Raw genomic sequence first — 16,714 nt, forward strand, 5'->3', positions numbered from 1 at the left:
GCTGTCCAGCTTGCAGGGAGTTGCCATGTCGCCGATCGGTACCGCGTTGCTCAACAGTCTTCGTTCCGTTGAGCGTCCGGGCGACTTTTGTATCGGTGGAATTCGGGAGATCTTCATGCCGGCGATCGATGTCGACGGCGTGGGAAGGATCGCGTTTCCGATTCTGCCCGTACAAGCCGAGCGGCTCGTCGCGATCGCCGAGGAAGCTCCCCATGGGCGCGGCGAGGAGACGGTGGTCGATCGCAAAGTCCGGAGAACTTGGCAGGTCGATCCGGCCAAGGTTCGGATTGGAGGGCGTCACTGGGAGAAGACCCTGGCCGGACTCGTCGCCGACATAGCCCTTGGGCTTGGCGTGAGCGAACCGGTTGCGGCCGACTTCTATAAGCTTCTTGTCTACGACCCCGGCGGCTTCTTCGTCGATCACCGCGATACCGAGAAGGTGCCCGGCATGTTCGCGACGATGGTGCTGGTGCTGCCCTCGGCCCACAGCGGCGGCGAGTTGGTCATAAAGCATCTCGGCCGGGAGGTGGTGCTCGATCTATGTCCGGAGGAGCCGTCGGAGATCGGCTTCGCGGCGTTCTATGCCGACTGCGTGCATGGAGTGCGTCCCGTGAAGAAGGGATGTCGCCTGACGCTCGTCTATAACTTGCATTTCGCCGGCAAGAGACGTCAGCTGAAGGCGCCCGATTATCGCGCGGAGCACGAGCGCGTGGTTGAGCTGCTGCGGAGTTGGGCGAGCGCGGAGGACGAGCCCGATAAGCTGGTCCTGCCCTTGGAGCACGCCTATACGCCGACGGAACTGTCGTTCGGGGCACTCAAGGGTACCGATGCGGGTATTGCGTCCGTGCTGGCCAAAGCGGCCGCAGAGGCGGATTGCGATCTCCACCTCGCTCTCGTGTCGATCGAGGAAAGCGGCAGCGCCGAACATACCGGCTACCACGGCCCGTCGTCGCTGGAGTCGCGACGAGGAGGAGGATGACGAAGAAGAATTTGAGGCCGCCGAGGTCGTTGACCGGGCGCTGATCCTGTCCGAGTGGCGGCGTCCGGATCGCGGCGAGGCCGGGTTCGACGATTTTCCATTTGCCGAGGACGAGCTCTGCCCGCCCGATGCCTTTGAGGATCTGACGCCGGACGAGCAGCATTTTCACGAAGCGACAGGCAACGAAGGCGCGTCCTTCGAGCGTACCTATCGCCGTGCCGGCTTCGTGTTGTGGCCGATCGCGCGGAGGCTCGCGGTGCTCAATCAGGCCGGCCTCCGCACCACGCTGCCGTATCTCGAAGATCTGACGGCGCGCTGGGAGACGAGCAACGCATCGATCCAGTCGCCGTTGTGGCGTGAGGCCGATGAGCTTTCGGGGCACATGCTGCGCTCCTGGTCGCGCTCGTCCTGGCGGGCGGACGACGACGCCGAAGCCGGCCGGATGCTCGATTTGCAGGTCCGGCTGGGGAACGTGGCGCGCATCGATTCGTTTCTCGCCGAGCGATCCGCCGAAGGCCATTACGCTGCGCCCGACAACGCCGCCATCGTGCGCGCCGCCGCGCTTCTTCCGGCCCCGCGCGCAACGGAGCTGCTGGTCCGGATCGTCAGGCATAGCGCTTCGGCCCATCTCAGTGCCTGCGGCGATCTGCTGCAGCGATGCGTCGCGGCGCCGACGGGTGCGACGGGCGACCTGGAGCAGATCGGCGCAGCCTTGATAGAGGCCTTGCCGGGCGATCCGACCAAGAGCGAGCGGGTAGACACCTGGACCCGGCCAACGCCGGTGAAGCCGGGCTTCGTCGTCGATCTTGTGACGGCGACGAGCCGGATCGACGCGGGGCTCGCGGCGCGAGCGATCGAGCACCTGCTGGCTTGGCCGAAGACATACAAACCAGACGACGTGCTGGTCCCCGCCGCTCGCGCGTTTGCCAAGCTGGTGGAGAGCAGGGTTTGGCCGGCGGTGCGGCGGCTCCGCGAGGCGTCTCTCGACCATTTGCGCAGGCGCATCGCCCTGCCGCTGGAGGCACCACGGGATTGGACCAGGACCAACCCGCTCAAATGCACATGTGACGAGTGCCGCCGACTGGGCGCGTTCCTGGCCGCGCCGGATCAACAGCAATGGCGCCTGAAGGCGATCCAGGATCGAAGGACCCATGTCGAGCAAAGCGTTCGGAGTACGGCGTGTGACCTTGACCTCACGACCGAACGGCGCGGCAGCCCCCACACGCTGATCGCGACCAAGAACCAGGCCAGCTACGAGCGGCGTGCCAAGCAGCGAAGAGAGGGCCTGGCGCATGCGTCGGCGCTGGACGGACAAAGTTTGCCTTGCACCCGGGCATAGCGAGTTCGACTTAAAAAATGAGCCGGAAGAATCGGGTTCCACTTGCTGATCGTGTCGCCAGAGCGGCTGAAACGGCGCTTGCCGCCCGGCTCGTTGTGAGCAGCATCGACATTCTCCTTGAGCTCGGTTGGCTTGATCCAGAAGCGGTGGAGCGCTGGCGCCGCGGCCAGATCGGCTGCCTGGAGGAGGTTGTCCGAACCAATCCGCCGCGAATCTCGGAAGCTATGCGGCTATTCCGGTCGTGGGCGGTGGCCAAGGGATTATCTGCCAGCGAGACGGTGTATGTTGCCCGTACGGTGGGACGCCAGAGGCTGCGTTTCAGCCGAAGCGGAAATCCTGCGATCGAAGCGTCATACCGAACACATTGGGTGTCACCGGAGCTTTCCGAGAAGAAGCGTGAGCGCCTGGCGGAAAAGGCAAGCCGCGCGCCGGAACTGGTGGTCGTCCAGCCATTGAACGCGGAGTGGCGATGCCATCGGTGCGGCGGCACCGGCGATCTGTTGATAATGGAGAATCCTGGCCCGGCGTGCCTGCGCTGCGTTGGCCTCGGTGATCTCGAGTTTCTGCCGGCGGGCGATGCCTTGCTGACGCGGCGCGTGAAAGCGAACAGCACTCGACATGCCGTGGTCGTGCGCTTCAGCACGACCCGTGGCCGTTACGAACGACAAGGTTTGCTGGTCGAGCCGCAGGCCTTGGCAGATGCGCGGCGGACCTAGCCTCGAGTCCGGCCTCTTTCGAATAGCCTTGAAATTTGAATTATATATGAGTTCGTAGTTTTGTTCTGAATGGCGCACCATTTTTGCGCACGGTCCAAACGGCAATATCCAAAAAATACCGTCCTCTAGCCTAGGCTCGCTGGCTTCCTGCCGCGTCCGAGCGCGAACTGACCGACAGGGCCCTCGACGTGGAATTCGAGCCCCGTCATCTTTGCAAACAGATCGATATTGCCAGTGCCGATGGCGCAGCCGCCGAGGCCCATATCGGTTGCTGCCAGGTAGAACGTCTGGATCATGCAGCCGACGTCCTTCAAGATCAGCGAATACGCGATCGCGCTGTATTTCCAGGAGATCCGCCCGAACCGCGCGGCGATCGTGATCAGGATTTGCGGCGGACCGGATGCGCCCATGGCAAACTCGGCGGCCATTGAAAGCGCCTGGAGTTGCTGGGCGGAGGCGTCGATCGCGACCAGTGCGTGGCCACCGGCGTCGTAGTGATAAAGTCCGCGCGCAAGCCCCTCGCAGTTCGAGACCGTCAGGTACAACTCCAGCTCGTACGCGCTGCCTGCCGCCGGATACGGCCTTGAGCTGTAGGCGACCTCAAGGCCACCGTTGACATCTGCGCCGCTCTTCCATTTCGACAGCACGCGGGCGGTCGTGTCGAGAAACTGCGCGAGCTCGGTGAGTGTGATCGGATGCTGGTCGTCGAAATCCCGTGTTGAATGGCGCTCGCGCAACAGCTTAGCAAAGGACGACGCCGGGTCTGGCGTGGCGAATTTGCCGAGGGAGATTTTCTTGCCGGGCCAGGGCGGGCGCACCGCGGGCAGCGGCGGAACGATCCCCGCATGGGCGTACGCGCCGCCGACCGGATCGGTATGCCGGCCCTCCGTGCTCCGCGTGTGAAACACGAGATCGTGGAAGTCCCAGAGAACGAGATTGCGGTTGCCTTCGTTCGCTCGAAGGCCGTCTCTGTCCTTCGTATCGAGCTTGATCAGCATCTCGCTGTCGAGCAGCAGTCTGAGCAGATCGAGGTTCAGGGAAGGCACCTGCTTGCGAAGCTTGCTGATCTTCTGCGGCTGCGACAGGGCAGCCAGCGTGGCGGCGACGACGGGATCGCAAATCCGGAACAGCGCGCCGGCGCGCGGCGATTCCAGCACCATCTCGTTGCCGCGCCGGCGCAGATAGGCAAAGCGCGACAACACGATCGTATCGCTGCTCGATAGCTTCGCGCGTTGCGGCCAGTATTCGGCGACCTGTGGCTCGATGACCACCAAATCTTGCGCGTCACGGGGAGAGAACAGGCGATAGTCGAGCAGCCCATGCTGCGCCAGTCGCCGCACCAGAACATGTACTTGTCCCGCGAGGACACTCTTGCCGGCAAGGGAGGCGAGCGGCAGGCCGGAGGCGAGATGCCCCGCGCGAGCGATCGCCGCGGCGCTGAATTGTCCCATACCGACCGAATAATCGCCCGAGACCGCGGCAATGCTTCCGTCGGCTTGCATTTGAAGGGAGAAACGGCCGTTCAGTCGGGCGGCGATTATCGGTGTGATCTTCCTCGTCGGCTTTTTCCGGGGAACGTGCAACAAGGCCAGCCTTCAGGTGTGTGGCAGGAACGGAGTCAGTTCGCTTTCCAGTCGCGGGCGATCCAGCAGCCCAAGCTTCACCGGGACATCGTAAAGCCGGCCGGGCCCGAAGCGGCGATAGAAATGCCGCAAGCCCGGAACGAGCACCCTGACGACGGGGACCTCGACGTCGGGTCGCGTCTGGTCGAGCACGAGGAAATCGTATCCTGCGCCGGCGGCAATCTCGACGCAGGCATTGACCTGGTGGCGCGTATTGGCGTGAACCTCGAGGTCAGGTGCCGGCGGGATGATCGGATTGTCGCTCGGGATCAGGAACGGATAATCGTCCAGCCGCAGCGGCGTGACACCGTCAAGCGACGGTTTCTCGCCGCTTCCGCCGCTCATCATGCCAATCGACATGAACTGGGTCAGCTCGGTGAGCGAACGCAGCAAGGCGATGCGGCGGTCGAAATGCGAGCCGGACCCGAACTCGATATTCTCGTGTCCGTTCTGCATCCAGTGCATGATCGCAACGTAGGAGGGAATGCCGAGATCGCTGGTGATGTCGAGCACCCAGAGCCGTCGCCCCGCGTCGGCAAACTGGCTCTGGAGATCCCGCACATAGGAATCCTCGAATTGCGTAAGGTCCACTTCGGCGCGCCGGACGCGGTTGTACCACCAGATCGCGTAGGCATCGCGTTCGACCAGTTCGAGGAAGCCTTGAACGATGGCCTCCTCGCGGGTGTTGCCGGCCGCGCATCCGTTGGAATCCGTGTGGAAGCCGCCATAGAAGAAATACAAAAGGCCCGTCGGAAGATATTTGAAACGCTTGTCGCGTAACGACCAGACCGGCGACCATTCGGTCCTGGTCGAGGGATCGAATGGTTCTGGAACCGGATGTGAATCGTCCGGCTGCGGGGCATGCCTGTCTTGAAACTGCATGTCGCTGAAGAACTGGACGTCGTTGGGAAGAAGAGCGTCACCCGGAGCGAAATCGGCAAAGCGGCGCTTTGTCCTGATCTCGTCGCCCTGGAAAATGCCCGAGTAGCGCTCGATCGCTTCCATCAGCGCGCTGGCCTCGCCCTGCTCGGCCGTGGAGCCCTTGCCGAAGCTGCCGCCGCTCAGGCCGGACCTGAGCTGGTCGACGTTCCAGGCCGGCGCAGAGAAATTGTGGTGGGCGAAAAAATTGGTGTTCATCGGCAGATCGGCCTCGATCCGCTCGAGCCGCGACACCACGCCGGTCAGCGGACTGACGTGTTTGCGGTACCGCGCCACGGTGGCTCGCGACGTCACGGTGCGGTATCCGCCGCTGGTCATGACGAGCTTTCTGCCCTCGGCAATCTCGATCGGCACTGCTGCCCGTCGTGGATTCCTGAGCTTCTTGCTGCCGCAGGTCGAGCATTGCGGGCGTTTCGCGACGTAGTGCTTGACGATCGCAGCCCCGGTCAGGTCGAAGCTCGCGATATGATCGCTGAGATCAGTGCGAAATCCGGAGGCGATCGCCTTCGCGATTTCAACCGCAGCGAAGTGGATCCCGGTTTGTCCTACGGTGTCGCTGACCAGGGGCGATATCGCGACCGCTTGCGCCACTCCGCGGTCGAGAAACCCCTTGATCTCGCGATTGCGGATCATGCGATCGTGCAGGCAGGTCCAGCAGGCGCTCTCGCCCGGCATGAACACAGGTCCCACCAGCGGAAACACGCCGGACGGCTGGACCAGCAGCCAGGGCGTCCCGGCGGTCACGCGTTCGCCGTTCAACTCGGCGAGCCGCCGCTCGAGGTAATCGTTCACAAGCGTGATGATAAGCCGGGGCGACCGCTTGGCGATTCGAACCCCGAGCTTGCTCAACGCCGCGCTCAGTTCGCTCGCGCCTTTGACATCGATCGATTCCACCCGCACAGGCCAATTGCGCAGATTCTCTTCGGCGACCTCGGGAGGCAGGCCGAGGCTTGCCCAATATCCATTAACGGCGCCTGCAAATGCGTGCGATGCTCCGCTGATGACGGACTTGCGCTCCAGCAGCCGCCTGATGGCTTCCTCGATCTCGGCAACGGGAAAACTCTTCGAAAGCAGGCGGATGATTTCCGGCGCAGTCTTGCCGTTTTTTCCAATCGCGCTCGCCACGGCGCAATACAGATCGCCGTGCAGGAAGAACTTGCGGTTCTCGGAATAGAGACAGACCACATTGGGAGGAAGCAGATAGGCGGTGAAGTTCGGTGCGAATCGCAAGATGTCCTTGCGGGTTTGCTTCGTAGCGCTGCTCTTTCGCTTGACTGTCATCGGGTCAGCACGCCGATCCTGTTCCCGTCATCCCGATTGCCGGCGCGCGACGAACGCTTGGCCTGGCCCGACTTGTGCACCGAGCTCGACCACCGGCCTTCTTCTTCGGATAAGTTGGAACACACTCGCTCGCCATCGGCAAGCTGACCAGCCGGGCGCAGCGAACGCTGTAACAAAAACAGCAAATTGGCCGGGTCGTTTGCGAGCCCGGCCAATGAAATCGCGACCTGTCGACACACAGTCAGGGAGTGCTGCTTTCTAGCACCAGCGGCAGCGGCCCCATGACGCACAGCACCCTGTGCATGCCACTGGTACGCCGATCACGCCAACGCCGCAGCCACCGCATCCGACGCCGCAGCGACAGGCTCTGCAGCCTGCGCAACCTCTGCAGCCACCGCAACCTCTGGCCGCACAGCCACGGCAACCGCCGCAGCCACGACAGCCACCGCATCCGCGCGCGAGCAGCACTCCGCTTAAGCTTCTCTCATCGGTGGCGAGATGGAAGGTGGCGAGGTTGACGTCGGCGAGTTCTTCCTCGTTGAGCGTGGTGAACTGGCCGGGCGCGAAGTTCGGTCTTTGTTGAGGCTCGCTTGGCGGCACCGCGGACGCCATCGCGCTTCCCGCCAGCGAAAAAGTCAGTCCGGCGAATCCGAGCGCCGGGACTGCGGCTTTGGTCATTCGCCTCCTTTTCGAAGCTTGCTTCGTTCGTCGCATGGCCGCATCCTCCATGGTTGGAAGAACGATCTTCTGCAATGATGCTACGCCGAGCAATCAAAGCGGGCAAGATTCACGTGAACACGAAATGTAGTGGCGCTCGTTCAGATCGCATTCATCTTCATGAACGACATCGCGGCAAGTTCCTGTCGATGACACCGGGCTGCGGCGCATGATGCAGTGCGCAATGGTCTGCCCGCTCGAACGGGGAAGCTAGCTTGGTCGATCTACCCGGACGCTTCGTTTGGTACGAGCTTCTGACGACGGACATGCCGTCGGCGGCTGCTTTTTACGCGGAGGTCGTCGGCTGGGCCGTGAAAGATGCGTCGAGCGCGGAATTGGCTTACTCGCTGCTGACTGCGGGCGAAGCTCCGGTCGTCGGGCTTATGGATCTCCCCGAAGAGGGGGTGCGAATGGGAGCTACGCCGAGATGGCTCGGCTACGTCGCCGTCGATGACATGGATGCGAGGACCGCGCAGATCCGCCGGCTTGGAGGCGCGATCCTGGTATCGCCGACCGACAGCAACATCGGCCGCATTGCAGTGGTCGCCGATCCGCAAGGAGCGACCTTTGCGCTGGTCACCGGGCTGACATATGGCCAATCGCAACCGAGCGGGCCGGACCAGCCCAGGCGCGTCGGCTGGCACGAGTTGCTGGCCGAAGACCGAAGCAAGGTCTTTCCGTTTTACGGCGAGCTTCTCGGCTGGCAACGGGCCTCCGCCGACGCCGGCCCGGCAAGCGTGTACGAGTTGTTTTCGGCGGCCGGGCAGACGATCGGAGGCATGCTCACCAAGCTTCCGAGCGTATCGCAGGCGTGTTGGCTCCATTACTTCAATGTCGAGGACGTCGGCGCGGCGGCCCGGCGGATCAATGCTGGCGGGGGTCGGGTTCTCCAGGAACCAATCGAGTTGCCCGATGGTTGCTGGATCGTGCGATGTGTCGATCCCCAAGGCGCCCTGTTTGCGCTGCAGGGGGCGTGGGATCAGAAGGGTATCAAGCGATCCTCCGCCCCGGAAGTCAGCTGGTCTGCCAAGTGGGGTGGCATTGCTACACAGGGCAGGATGGTGCTTCCCAAGACGAAACGCTAAGCCGAGACGTTTCGAGGGGTCATCGACCCTTCCGCCGCCAACGCGGAGGATCGACAAGAGCGTCCGTTCAGCAGTTCGTCATGCGCAGCCCCGAGCTTAAATTCCGGAACCAGATCGTGCCCGCCCATAGCTGGCACTCTGCTTGCTCAGTCAGGACCAAAGTCCGGCCTTGGTAGAGAGGCCGTTTCAGGTTGAGGCAAGCGATGCAAGATGTGTCCCGTTCTGGTGCTGCCGGCGAACTCCGGCTCGATGGGTTGATCGCCGATTTGTGGTGGCGCGTTCGACTCATCAACACCGACATTATCGAGGAAGAAGCCCGAGCGCGCGTGTTCGACGTGCATCAGCCGGAATATCCGCTTCTCGCACTGAACCTTCGCGCCCGGCGCGACAATTTGGTCTCGACGATCGGCGTGCTCGAGCAGCGTGCGAGATCAACGTCGGAAGCTGCTTGAGGGGCGTTCACACCGGAAACTTCAGCGGCGTCAGCTCCGGCGCGCAAATACCAGCTGCCGGCGGCGCAACGGGAGCGCCGAACACAAAATCTTGGGAAGCGTCGGCACCGTCCGGGACCACCGGAATCAACCTGAGGTCCGCGACCACCGTTACTAGACGTCCTGGCGGCGGAGCCGAACTCAGGAGGTTCGGCTCCGCTTCGCGTCATGTATCGTCTGCGCGTGGCGCTTGTGTCCATTCGCGATTGTGAGGCTTGAGCACGGGCCACGCCCGCGCTCTCGTGCTATTCCTGCCTCGCAACGACGCGAGGACATCCATGCTGCCCCTTCCCGCCGACATCTTCACCGAGCCCGCGGACGTCTCGCCCGACGGTCTTGCCAATCTCGGTCCGCTCCGCCGTCTCGCCGGCGTCTGGCAGGCTGACAAGGGTATCGACATCAATCCGAAGGCGGAGGGGCCGGAGCGGCGGACCTTCATCGAGCATATCCGGATGGACCCGATCGATCCGCAGGCTAACGGGCCGCAGCTGCTTTACGGGCTGCGCTATCACATCCACATCAACACGCCCGAGGAAGACATCACCTTCCATGACCAGGTCGGCTACTGGTTGTGGGAGCCCGCGACCGGGCTGATCATGCAGACGCTGGCGATCCCGCGCGGGCAGGTGCTGCTGGCGTCGGGCAAGGCCGGGCCGGACGACAAAGAGATCTCCGTTACAGCGAAGCGCGGCGACACCGCTTACGGGATTTGCTCGACCGACTTTCTGGAACAAGCGTTCCGCACTGATGCTTACCGCTGCGACATCACCTTCAACGGCGACGGCAGCTGGACCTATCTGATCCAGACCGAGTTGTTCGTGCGCGGCGCGCCGTTCAACCATCGCGACACCAACACACTAAAACTCGTCGCGCCGCCAAAGCTCAATCCCCTCGCGGTGATCGTGAACGATCGGGCCGCGGGGAATGAGAAGGGCAATGAGCCGGCAGCCTGAGCGCGGCCCGGAGATACGCATGAAGCCCTACGTGATCTGTCTGATGCATTCCAGCCTGGACGGCCGCACCCATCCGAGCCGCTGGCGCCCGAAGGCGGCAGGGACGGACTGGTTCGAGAAGATCCATGACGAGCTCGGCGGCGATGCCTGGGTGATCGGCCGCGTCACCGGCTCGGAGTTCGCCAAGGGCAAGCCCTATCCCACGACGACGGACGCGAAACTTCCGCGCGAAAACTGGTTCGCGCGACGGGACGCGAAAACCTATGGCGTCGTGCTCGATGCGCAGGGCAAGATCGGCTGGGGCCGCTCCGATATCGGCGGCGATCCGATCGTCGTGGTGCTGACCGAGAGCGTCTCCAATTCCCATCTCGCCGGGCTCCGCGGCGAGGGCGTGTCCTATATCTTTGCCGGCAAGTCCGAGATCGACCTCGCGCTGACGCTGGACATTCTCAATCGCGAGCTGGGCGTGAAGCGCTTGCTGGTCGAGGGCGGCGGCGTCGCCAATGGCGCATTCCTGCGCGCCGGCCTTATCGACGAATTCAATCTGATCCTGAGCCCTGCGATCGATGGCGCGAAGGGCGCACCCTTCGTGTTCGATTCAACCGACGCGGACAGCGAGCAGCGCGCGCCACTGACCGCGATGACGCTGGAAAGCGCGCGGCCGCTCGGCGGCGGCGTGCTGCTGCTGCGCTATCTCATCCAGAACGACCCACAGGCGACGGGCACGTAAAGCAGCTACATGCCGGGACAATCAGAGCACATCGTCATTGTCGGCGCGGGCGCGGCCGGCCTGATGGCGGCGCGTGAGCTTGTCCGCGCGGGCACGACAGTGACGATCCTGGAGGCGCGCGAGCGCTGCGGTGGCCGCATCCATCCGCTGTCGATTTCAGAGTTCGAATACCCCGCCGATGGCGGCGCCGAATTCGTCCACGGCGAGGCGCCGGTCACGCGCGCGTTGCTGCGTGAGGCCGGGCTATCCCTTCAGGAGATCGAAGGCGAGCGGTGGAGCTTTGACGGCGCAGACATCATGCGTGAGGATCGCCACGATCCGCATGAGGCTGAGCTGCAAGCCGTGCTGCGAGACCTGAGGGACGATCTCACCGTCGCCGAATTCCTGCGCCGGCATTTTGCCGGGGATGATTACGCGCGGCTGCGCCATTCGATCGAGCGAATGGTCGAAGGCTACGACGCGGCCGACCCCGAGCGCGCCTCCACGCTGGCGCTGCGCGAGGAGTGGATGCACGGCGGGCACTCTCCGCAGGCGCGCATCGATGGCGGCTATGGTGCGCTGATTGACTTCCTGGCGGCGGAGTGCCGCAGGCTTGGCGTGATTTTTCGCTTCGGTTGCGTGGTGTTGGCGATCGAGGAGGCCGGCGGCACGATGGCGGTCCGCTGCGCCGGCGGCGACGTGCAGGGCTGCGATCGTGTGATCCTCACTGTTCCGTTGCCGTTGTTGCGCGACATCGCGCTTCCGGAGAGCGCACGCGGGAAAGCCGCGGCTGCCGACGAGATCGGCTTCGGCAACGTGATCAAAATCCTGCTGCGCTTCTCACGGCCATGGTGGCGCGAGCGCAAGCAGGAGCTCGCGAACATGACCTTCCTTTTGTCCGACCAGGCCATCCCGGTGTGGTGGACGCAATATCCGAACGGGCATCCCGTGCTTACCGGCTGGTTCGGCGGCCCGCGCACGGCAGCGCTGTCGCACCTCGACCCGCAAGCGCTGGTCGATGCCGGGCTCGATTCGCTGGCGGCTATTTTCAAGCAGCCGCGCGGAGAGATTGCGCGTGAGCTCGTGGCGGCCGCTGCGACCAATTGGGCGCACGATCCCTACGCTTGCGGCGCCTATTCCTGGGCGACGCCGCGAACGCGCGAGGCGCAAACGATCCTTGCGCGCGCCGACAGCCCGGTGCTGTTCTCCGGCGAGGCGCTCTATCGCGGAGCCGACATGGGCACAGTCGAAGCGGCGCTGGCGAGCGGTCTGGAGACGGCGCGTATGATCTTGCGGGGATAGCTGACGAGCAAGAAAAAGGCCCGCGTCCCCGCGGGCCCCCCGTCTTACCGGCCTGCGTCTTACCGGCCTGCGGCTTACCAGCGGCTGCCGCCGAAGCTGAACGTCACGCCGGGACCGCCGCGGCCGTAAGCTCCGTACGGTCCTCCGCCGTAGTAGCCGTGATGCCGCGGGTAGTAGCCGTAGCTGCGGTAGTGCGGACGATGATAGCCACGATGGTGGTGAGGACGCCAATGCTGGCGATGGCCATAGTGGTGCCTGTGCTGCGCGCTGATATCGGTCGATTGGCCCTGCGCGTTCTGCTTCGCGGCTGAATTGTTGGCCGCGCTCGCCGCCGTCCCGCTGGCAAGCGCCGCGGCACCGACGGCCATCGCGACAAAGAGATACTTCATGTCATCACTCCAGTTGAATGTCGTGTGACAACAGATGGGCAGGCTGCGCGTTCCAGCCAGTGCGGGCGTCGAAACGACGCAGTTCATCGACGCAGTTCATGGATGTATGATTCGCGCGACTTGCGTGCGTTTCGTGAGATTTATTGTCGCATTTCCGGCGTCGATCGCAACTCTGCCATCAGTCTGCCGCGAATGACGCAATCACGTCATCGGTAGTGACGATGCGTGCGAATTCGCCGTTGAGGTTCGACAGCGTCATCGCATGGATCTCCTCGGCGGAATGCTTGTCGCCATCCGGCCCGATCCGCTCGAACGTCCAGGTCGCATCGCGCACCAGATGCGCGTCGAAGCCGAGATTGCCGGCCATCCGCGTCGTCGTCTCGACGCAATGATTGGTGGTGGCGCCGCAGATAACGAGCGTGCCGATGCTGCCTGCGCGCAAGCGCTTTTCCAGATCGGTGCCGATGAAGGCGCTGTTGACGCGCTTGACGATCACCGTCTCGCCCGGCTGCTCGCGCGCCTCGTCCTTGACAGCGTAGCCGGAGTTTTGGGGAAGAAACGACGATGTCGGCCTGGTGCCCTCATGACGGATGTGGAAGATCGGCGCGCCGCCGGTTCTGAACGCCTTCAGGAGATCGGCAATGCGCGCCACCGCATCCGGATTGTTGCGCCGCTTGCCCGCTGCTTCCCATTCGTCGAACGCACGCTGGACGTCGACGACGATGAGGGCGGGGAGGGGGTGAGGCATCAGGAGCGGCTTTCGGACTTTGCTTGCTGCACCGACTATGCGAGGCGAAGAAGACAACGCGCAATGTCAATCTTCCCTCGTTTTACGACGGAAGGTCCGTAGCCCGGATTTCGCTGCAGCGTAATCCGAGCCCGCTGCTCGCTACGAGACTTTCCCGGACTGCGTTATGCTCCATCCGGTACGCACCCACATCCTCACGGATGCGGATCGCCCTGACGAAAGCCGGAGCGCGCCGCTACTTGAACGGATCCTGGATCGACGGCGCCGACTGCCTGATACGACGCACGCTCACCGGCGTGCCGTCGGAGACGAACAGCAGCTCGTAGCGACGCCCTTCGCTGTCGGTGGCCGAGCAGGTCACGTCTGTCACCTTCTTGGCGGCGAAATTTCCGGTCTGCCGGCAAACTCCGGTGGAGGTCTGCTCGGCCGGCACCGGCAGCCCGTCGACCTTGGGACGGTCCTTGGAGTTGAGCAGCATGCGGTCGATCGGCAGCTCGTAGGAATTGTCGTCGGCGCGCTTGCCGTTCTCGCCGGAGAACGACACGACGTGGTTGCCATCGGAGGGATCGTCGACTGCGACCGCGAAATTGACCCGGCCGCTGCCGCCATGGGCGTAGGCCACCGTCTTGCAGGCGAAGGTGCGGCCGGCGACCTTCAACGTCTTGCAGTGGCCTGACATCAGCGCCAACAGGTCGATAAAAGCGGTCTGCTGTCCGAGCGGGTTCTTGACGGCGATCGGCGCGAAAGATTCGGCAAGACAAGGGCTTGCCAAGGCGAGAAGGGCGGCAGCGAGCACTGGGCGGCAGAGGCGCATCAGAAGGCTCACATGCCTGGGAACCACGGAAAAGTTCTGTCCAATAACCAGCGAACCGCAAATTGGTTGCGATCCCGTTTGTTCTGCCGAACCCGCCTGGAATACCACCGCGTCACCCCAACGGCGATTTGCCCTGTCGCCAACCCATTCCCAGCTAGCACTTTCCGTCAGCCGGGTGTTTTTTTCGTGGCAAGGCTACCCCATCGCCGCCTGCCAGCGCGCATCGCGCAAGGATGGGCGGCGGTGCAGGCGGGCATTGAGCAGGGCGCGGGCGCGGGGCAGCTCGCCGCTGCGCATCAGAGCGACAATAAAGGTGTCCTCGATCAGCTCGCGCTGGGCATGGCTGCCGCCAAGGCGCACGACCTCGCTGAGAACCGGCGCGAGCATTTGCACGCACGCCGCGTAATTCTCGTCCGCGAAGGCTGCCAGGGCGCGGCAGACCGCCGGCACCACGGGACCCGCCGGCAGCTTGCCCTCAGTGAGCCGCTGCTCGATCACGGCAAGACGCGCGGCGAGCGCCTCGCGATTTTGCGTCGCAGCCGCGAACAGCGCCATGTGGATGTCGGCGAAGGGCAGGCTCGATTTCGGAAACAGTTTTTGCGCGTTGTCATCGCCTTCGACCCACAGCGCTCTCGGCACCGCGTGGCCGTAAGCGGACAGGCGCCAGAGCAGGGACGCGGCGTCGGTGACAACGTTGAGCGGCGGCGCCTGCGTGGCTTTTGGCTGCAGCACATCGGCATAGATTGCAAGCGCCCGCGCGGCATCGCCATGCTCCAGCGCGCCGAGCGCCTGATGCCAGCGGATATGGCCGTGCAAAATTCCGGCGCGGTCGTAAGAGGGAATCCAGTCGTCGACGAGCCGGTCGGCCGCCGCGATCGAACCGTCCTCGAACATCGCATGCAGCACGGCGTGCGCAGCGTGGGCATTCTGCCGGCGCAGGTCGAAGCCGCGCTCGGTGACACCGCGGCCGCGCGCGACGTCGCCGTTCTCGGTCATCGCCCAGCCGTACATCGTGAGGAACCACCAGTCCTCGCCATAGTGATGAGCGACGCGCTCGCACAGCTCTTGCCGCGCGCGGTCGTGATCGGCCATGCCGGAGAAGGCGAACAGGCCGAACGCGCCGAGCGGCAGCGACAGCACCAATGCGTCGCGCGGCCACGCCTCGACGTGCTTCATCGTCGCCGCGATCGCCTCGGGCAGCCGGCCCTCGATTGCCAGCGCCAGCGCCTCGACATGTGAACGCTCGCGCTCGGTGCCGCGTTTCGCCACGAGCTCGCGCGCGAGCGCCGCCCTGCTTCGCGCGAGATCGCCCTGCTGGTAGAAGGCGTGGACGCGGGCGCGGGCGATATGGGGAAGCGCGAAATCCGGATCGGCCGCAATCGCGTGCTCCAGCGCTTCCGCCGTGCCGGTCCAGCCCGCCAGCATCAGGTCGATGCCCTCGCGATAAGCGCTTGCCGCTTCATGCGAGGTGGTGGAGACCGGCAGGCCGTAGCGGTCGTCAAGCGCCATCGTCGTCTCCGCGATTCAAGCCGTCCGCGCGCGGCGGCCCTCGATCGGATAGGCGGGGTCGTTGTAGCCTGGCGTCGAGGGATGGCCCGGCGTCACCAGACGGTCGATCAGCGCCTCATCATCCGCAGTGAAGCGGTAGTCGAGCGCGCTGATGTAACCGTCCCATTGCTCCTCGGTGCGGGGGCCAGCGACGATCGAGGAGACGAAGGCGGAGTTCAGCACCCAGGCGACCGCGAACTGGCCGGCGGTGATGCCCTTCTTCTCGGCATGGGTCTTGATCTCCTGCGCGAGCTGAAGCGATTCCGGCCGCCATTCCGTTTGCATCATGCGGGTGTCGTTACGGCCCGCGCGCGTCTCCTTGTCAGGAGTTGCATCGGGCTTGTATTTGCCGGTCAGCACGCCGCGCGCCAGTGGGCTGTAGGGCACGATGCCGAGGCCGTAATAGGAACAGGCCGGGAAGTGCTCGACCTCTGGCATGCGGTTCATGGCGTTGTAATAGGGCTGGCTCACCGCGGGCCGGTCGATGCCGAGCCGGTCGCAGATGTTGCAGATTTCGGCGACACGCCAGGCGCGGTAGTTCGAGACGCCGAAATAGCGCACCTTGCCTGCGCGGATCAGGTCACCCATCGCGCGCACCGTCTCTTCCAGCGGCGTCGCATGATCTTCCTTGTGCAGATAGAAGATGTCGATGTGATCGGTGCCGAGCCGCTTCAGGCTTTCATCAGCTGCCTGCAACACCCAGCGCCGCGACAGGCCGACACGGTTTGGATCGGTGCCCATGGGGTTGGCGAGCTTTGTCGCAAGCACCCAGGCATAGCGGTTGTTGCCGATCGCGCGCCCCACGACCTCTTCGGATGCACCCTTGGAATAGGCGTCCGCGGTGTCGATGAAATTGATGCCGGCCTCGTGTGCTTTCGCGATGATGCGCTTTGAGGCAGCTTCATCGGTCTGCCCGCCGAACATCATGGTGCCCAGGCAGATCGGCGACACTTTGAGGCCGCTGCGGCCGAGCTGGCGGTATTGCATGGGCTGTCCTTGCTGCTTCTTGTGGCGCCAGCATAACCGTCTCGCTCCGTCATTGCGAGCCGAGAGGTTGGTGATTGAGCGGAGAAGCGGCGGCG

The 16,714-nt window shown here is 64.1% G+C and carries 15 protein-coding genes; 7 read left to right on the top strand and 8 right to left on the bottom strand.

The features are described from left to right. Positions 1–25 precede the first annotated feature (25 nt). Together ABIB00_RS11330 and ABIB00_RS11335 are read left to right on the top strand one after the other, a co-directional pair. Positions 26–979, top strand: a complete 954-nt coding sequence (locus ABIB00_RS11330) for a 2OG-Fe(II) oxygenase (RefSeq protein ID WP_354104379.1) — start codon at positions 26–28, stop codon at positions 977–979. Between the two features lie 1,356 nt (positions 980–2,335). Further along, entirely contained in the window at positions 2,336–3,034 is a 699-nt protein-coding gene (locus ABIB00_RS11335; RefSeq protein ID WP_354104380.1) for a hypothetical protein, read from the top strand. A gap of 125 nt (positions 3,035–3,159) precedes the next feature. Here ABIB00_RS11335 and ABIB00_RS11340 read toward each other — a convergent pair whose 3' ends face one another. The 3 genes from ABIB00_RS11340 to ABIB00_RS11350 all read right to left on the bottom strand — a co-directional run bounded on the left by ABIB00_RS11340 (position 3,160) and on the right by ABIB00_RS11350 (position 7,091). Then, positions 3,160–4,536: a SagB/ThcOx family dehydrogenase gene (locus ABIB00_RS11340; RefSeq protein WP_354104381.1), complete on the bottom strand. Its 1,377-nt coding sequence runs from the start codon at positions 4,534–4,536 to the stop codon at positions 3,160–3,162. Between the two features lie 93 nt (positions 4,537–4,629). Continuing rightward, positions 4,630–6,876 carry a TOMM precursor leader peptide-binding protein gene (locus ABIB00_RS11345; protein ID WP_354104382.1) on the bottom strand — a complete coding sequence of 749 codons (2,247 nt, stop codon included), beginning with the start codon at positions 6,874–6,876 and terminating at the stop codon, positions 4,630–4,632. Further along, on the bottom strand, positions 6,873–7,091 hold the full coding sequence (locus tag ABIB00_RS11350; protein ID WP_247351285.1) for a hypothetical protein: 219 nt from the start codon (positions 7,089–7,091) through the stop codon (positions 6,873–6,875). The genes ABIB00_RS11345 and ABIB00_RS11350 overlap by 4 nt, the downstream gene beginning before the upstream one ends. 717 nt (positions 7,092–7,808) lie before the next feature. Here ABIB00_RS11350 and ABIB00_RS11355 point away from each other — a divergent pair. The 5 genes from ABIB00_RS11355 (at position 7,809) to ABIB00_RS11375 (ending at position 12,133) form a co-directional block, all read left to right on the top strand. Further along, positions 7,809–8,678, top strand: a complete 870-nt coding sequence (locus ABIB00_RS11355; RefSeq protein WP_247351283.1) for a VOC family protein — start codon at positions 7,809–7,811, stop codon at positions 8,676–8,678. A 203-nt stretch (positions 8,679–8,881) separates the two neighbouring features. Next, a complete protein-coding gene (locus ABIB00_RS11360) occupies positions 8,882–9,130 on the top strand; it encodes a hypothetical protein (protein ID WP_354104383.1) in 249 nt (82 codons plus the stop codon). A gap of 317 nt (positions 9,131–9,447) precedes the next feature. Next, a complete protein-coding gene (locus ABIB00_RS11365; RefSeq protein ID WP_354104384.1) occupies positions 9,448–10,122 on the top strand; it encodes an FABP family protein in 675 nt (224 codons plus the stop codon). A gap of 19 nt (positions 10,123–10,141) precedes the next feature. Beyond that, positions 10,142–10,852 carry a RibD family protein gene (locus ABIB00_RS11370; RefSeq protein ID WP_354104548.1) on the top strand — a complete coding sequence of 237 codons (711 nt, stop codon included), beginning with the start codon at positions 10,142–10,144 and terminating at the stop codon, positions 10,850–10,852. Between the two features lie 9 nt (positions 10,853–10,861). Further along, positions 10,862–12,133, top strand: coding sequence for a flavin monoamine oxidase family protein (locus tag ABIB00_RS11375; protein ID WP_354104385.1), 1,272 nt, complete (start codon positions 10,862–10,864; stop codon positions 12,131–12,133). A gap of 74 nt (positions 12,134–12,207) precedes the next feature. On the opposite strand, the gene ABIB00_RS11380 is transcribed toward ABIB00_RS11375, so the two are convergent. From ABIB00_RS11380 to ABIB00_RS11400, 5 genes are all read right to left on the bottom strand, one after another. Beyond that, a complete protein-coding gene (locus ABIB00_RS11380) occupies positions 12,208–12,522 on the bottom strand; it encodes a hypothetical protein (RefSeq protein WP_354104386.1) in 315 nt (104 codons plus the stop codon). 178 nt (positions 12,523–12,700) lie between these two features. Further along, on the bottom strand, positions 12,701–13,270 hold the full coding sequence (locus ABIB00_RS11385; protein ID WP_354104387.1) for a cysteine hydrolase family protein: 570 nt from the start codon (positions 13,268–13,270) through the stop codon (positions 12,701–12,703). Positions 13,271–13,505: 235 nt separating this feature from the next. After that, positions 13,506–14,084, bottom strand: a complete 579-nt coding sequence (locus ABIB00_RS11390) for a hypothetical protein (protein ID WP_247351271.1) — start codon at positions 14,082–14,084, stop codon at positions 13,506–13,508. 195 nt (positions 14,085–14,279) lie between these two features. Further along, the gene (locus ABIB00_RS11395; RefSeq protein WP_354104388.1) at positions 14,280–15,593 is read right to left on the bottom strand and encodes a tetratricopeptide repeat protein; all 1,314 of its coding nucleotides are present in this window, start codon (positions 15,591–15,593) and stop codon (positions 14,280–14,282) included. 15 nt (positions 15,594–15,608) lie between these two features. Further along, positions 15,609–16,619 (bottom strand): aldo/keto reductase, encoded by a 1,011-nt coding sequence (locus ABIB00_RS11400; RefSeq protein ID WP_354104389.1) that lies wholly within the window; start codon positions 16,617–16,619, stop codon positions 15,609–15,611. Positions 16,620–16,714: the final 95 nt, after the last annotated feature.

Source organism: Bradyrhizobium sp. LB14.3 (genome assembly GCF_040547985.1).
Lineage (GTDB): Bacteria > Pseudomonadota > Alphaproteobacteria > Rhizobiales > Xanthobacteraceae > Bradyrhizobium.